Genomic DNA, 2,936 nt, shown 5'->3' on the forward strand with positions numbered 1-2,936 from the left:
GGGAGAGGGCCGGCGCATCCACGAAGCGATGACCTTCATCATCCGCAAGCGCCGGTCCTCGCTCCAGACCCTTCTCCGTCAGATCCCGCGGCGCCCAAGAGCCCCGCCGCTGTCAGCCCGCCTCCGCAGGCGCAAAGGTCGGCACCGGCGGCCCGTCCTCGGTCGGCGTGAAGGTCAGCTTCACCTTCTGCCCGATGCGCACCGTGTCGAGGTCGCAATCGACGATGTGGGTCATCATGGTCACGCCTTCTTCGAGCGTCACGTAGGCGATGCAGAACGGCGTCGGGCCCGCGCGGCGCGTGACGCTGAACGAGTAGATGGTGCCGCGCCCGGAGGCCTGCTTCCATTCGGTGTCGCCCATGCAGAACGGGCACAGCGTGCGCGGGTACCAGTGCGGCTTGCCGCAGGACTTGCAGTGCCTGACCAGCAGGCGGCCTTCGCGCGCGGCTTCCCAGAACGCGGTGTTGTCGGGCGCCACCTGCGGCGACTTGAGCGGCGTGGCCGTGTAGGGTGTGCTCATGGTGTTACTCCCGTTCCAGAATCACAGTGGCGCTGCCGTGGCGCGAGCCGAGATAGCCGCCCGTGCCCTGGGCCAGCGCCAGGTCGCAGTTCTTGACCTGCACGGCGGGGTGGGCCTCGCCGCGCAGCTGGCGCACAGCTTCGATCACCTTGGTGATGCCGCCGCGGTTGGCCGGATGGTTGTTGCACAGGCCGCCGCCGTCGGTGTTAAAGGGCAGCTTGCCGACGCCCGAGATCAGGTTGCCGTCGGCCACGAAGCGGCCGCCTTCGCCTTTCTTGCAGAAGCCCAGGTCTTCGAGCTGCATCAGCACGGTGATGGTGAAGCTGTCGTAGATCGAGGCGTACTTGATGTCGGACGGGCGGATGCGCGCTTCCTCGAAGGCGATCGGGCCGGAGATGGCCGCGCCCGACCAGCTCAGGTCGACTTCGCCGCCGAGCTGGCCCTTGACCGCTTCGCCGGCGCCGAGGATCTTGACCTTGGGGCGCTTGAGCCGGGCCGCGATTTCCGGGCGCGCCACGATCAGCGCGCCGCCGCCGTCGCTGACCACGCAGCAGTCGAGCTTGTGCAGCGGGTCGGAGATCATCGGCGAGTTCAGCACGTCGTCCACGGTCACGACTTCGCGCAGCATGGCGTGGGGGTTGTGCTGGGCGTGGTGCGAGGCCGCGACCTTGATCCACGCGAGCTGCTCGCTGGTGGTGCCGTACTGGAACATATGGCGCATCGCCACCATCGCGTACAGGTTCACCGTGACGGCGTTATACGGTGCCTCGAACGGCTGGTCGGGCAGGTTGGCGCCCCAGTTGCGCGCCTGCGTGCCGCTCGAGCCTTCCGAGCGCGGGCGGCCGGCCAGCGTGATCAGCGCCACGTTGCACTTGCCGGCGGCGATGGCCTGCGCGGCGTGCGAGACGTGGGCGATGTAGGCCGAGCCGCCGGTGTCGGTGGAGTCCACGTGGCGCACCTTGAGGCCGAGGTAGTCCACCATGTTGATCATGCCGAGGCCGGGCGCGTCGCCCGCGCAGAAGTAGCCGTCGACGTCCTGCAGGGTCAGTCCGGCGTCTTCGAGCGCGCCGCGCGCGCATTCCGCGTGCAGCTGCGCCACGCTCTTGTCCGGAGCCTTGCGCGTCGGGTGCTCGTAGGCCCCGACGATGTATGCCTTGCCGTTGATGCTCATGGGTCTCCCTGGTTGTTCCGGGTACGGATGATGGAATGGATGGAATCCGCCGGCGGGTCTGCGGGTCTGCCGGTCTGCCCGCTATCCGGCCAGCGCGTTCTTGCCTCACCCTGGATTGTGGCGCGATCTCACGGCGCGCGCCCGAAGCGCTCGCGCAGCTCGCGCTTGAGCACCTTGCCGATGGCGTTGCGCGGCAGCTCGCCGGTCAGCTCCAGCGCGGCCAGGCGCTGCATTTTTTCCAGCCGGCCGTTGACCCACTCCAGTAGCGCCTCGGCGCTGGCCGCGGCGCCGGCGCGCGGCACCACGAAGGCCACCGGCGTCTCGCCCCAGCGCTCGGAGGGCACGCCCACCACCGCCGCGTCGGCGACGTCGGCGTGCTTCAGCAGCACGGCCTCGATGTCGCTGGGGTAGAGGTTGAAGCCGCCCGAGATGACCATGTCCTTCTTGCGGTCCATCAGCACCAGGAAACCGTCGGCATCGAAATAGCCGACGTCGCCGGTGCGGATGAAGCGCTTGCCGCGGGCGTCGAACCATTCCGCCTCGGCGGTCTTGGCGGGCTGGTTGTGGTAGCCGGACATCATGCCCGACGAATGCCCCACGATCTCGCCCGGGGTGCCGGGCGGCGCGTCGGGCGGCAGCTCGCGGCCATCGTCGCCGAGCAGGCGCATGTCGGTGTCCGCCGAGGGGCGCCCCACGGTGTGCAGCTTGTGCGGGTGCTCGTGCGCGCGCAGCTCGCAGCGCCCGCCGCCTTCGGTCATGCCGTAATACTCGATCAGCGCGCCCGGCCAGCGTTGCAGCACCTCGGCCTTGAGCGCCGCCGGGAACGGCGCGCTGGTGCAGAACTTGTAGCGGAACGCGGACAGGTCGGTGCCGGCAAAGTCCGCGTGCGCGAGGATGCGCTGGTACTGCACCGGCACCAGGATGGTGTGGGTGGCGCGGTGGCGCGCCGCCAGCGCCAGGTAGCGGCCGGCGTCGAACTTGCCCATCAGCACCACCGTGCCGCCCAGCGCCAGCGTGGGCAGCAGGCTGACCAGCGTGGTGTTGGAGTACAGCGGCGTCGCTAGCAATGCCACGCTGTCCGGGCCGTAGCCGCCCTGGGCGGCGCGCCGCACGTGCGAGGCGCGCATGCCGAACGGCTGGATGATGCCCTTGGGCACGCCCGTGGTGCCGGACGAATAGATCAGGTTGAAGGCCCAGTCCGGCCGGATCGCCACCGGCGCGGGCGGCGTGCCGGCGGGCGCCAGC

3 protein-coding genes are annotated in these 2,936 nt (G+C 69.8%); all 3 read right to left on the bottom strand.

Translation table 11 applies throughout. The annotated features are described in order from the left end of the window. Nucleotides 1–112: 112 nt before the first annotated feature. A complete protein-coding gene (locus K206_RS0119590) occupies nucleotides 113–520 on the bottom strand; it encodes a Zn-ribbon domain-containing OB-fold protein (protein WP_020204091.1) in 408 nt (135 codons plus the stop codon). Nucleotides 521–524: 4 nt separating this feature from the next. Further along, nucleotides 525–1,691 carry a thiolase domain-containing protein gene (locus K206_RS0119595; RefSeq protein ID WP_020204092.1) on the bottom strand — a complete coding sequence of 389 codons (1,167 nt, stop codon included), beginning with the start codon at nucleotides 1,689–1,691 and terminating at the stop codon, nucleotides 525–527. Nucleotides 1,692–1,819: 128 nt separating this feature from the next. Continuing rightward, nucleotides 1,820–2,936, bottom strand: a 1,117-nt coding sequence (locus K206_RS0119600) for a class I adenylate-forming enzyme family protein (RefSeq protein WP_020204093.1), incomplete at its 5' end; no start/stop codon positions are given.

Source organism: Cupriavidus sp. WS, from assembly GCF_000395345.1.
Lineage (GTDB): Bacteria > Pseudomonadota > Gammaproteobacteria > Burkholderiales > Burkholderiaceae > Cupriavidus > Cupriavidus basilensis_B.

Coding starts and splice junctions, on each gene's coding strand:
- K206_RS0119595 (WP_020204092.1), bottom strand. CDS start 1,691: ATGAGCATCAACGGCAAGGCATACATCGTCGGGGCCTACGAGCACCCG.
- K206_RS0119590 (WP_020204091.1), bottom strand. CDS start 520: ATGAGCACACCCTACACGGCCACGCCGCTCAAGTCGCCGCAGGTGGCG.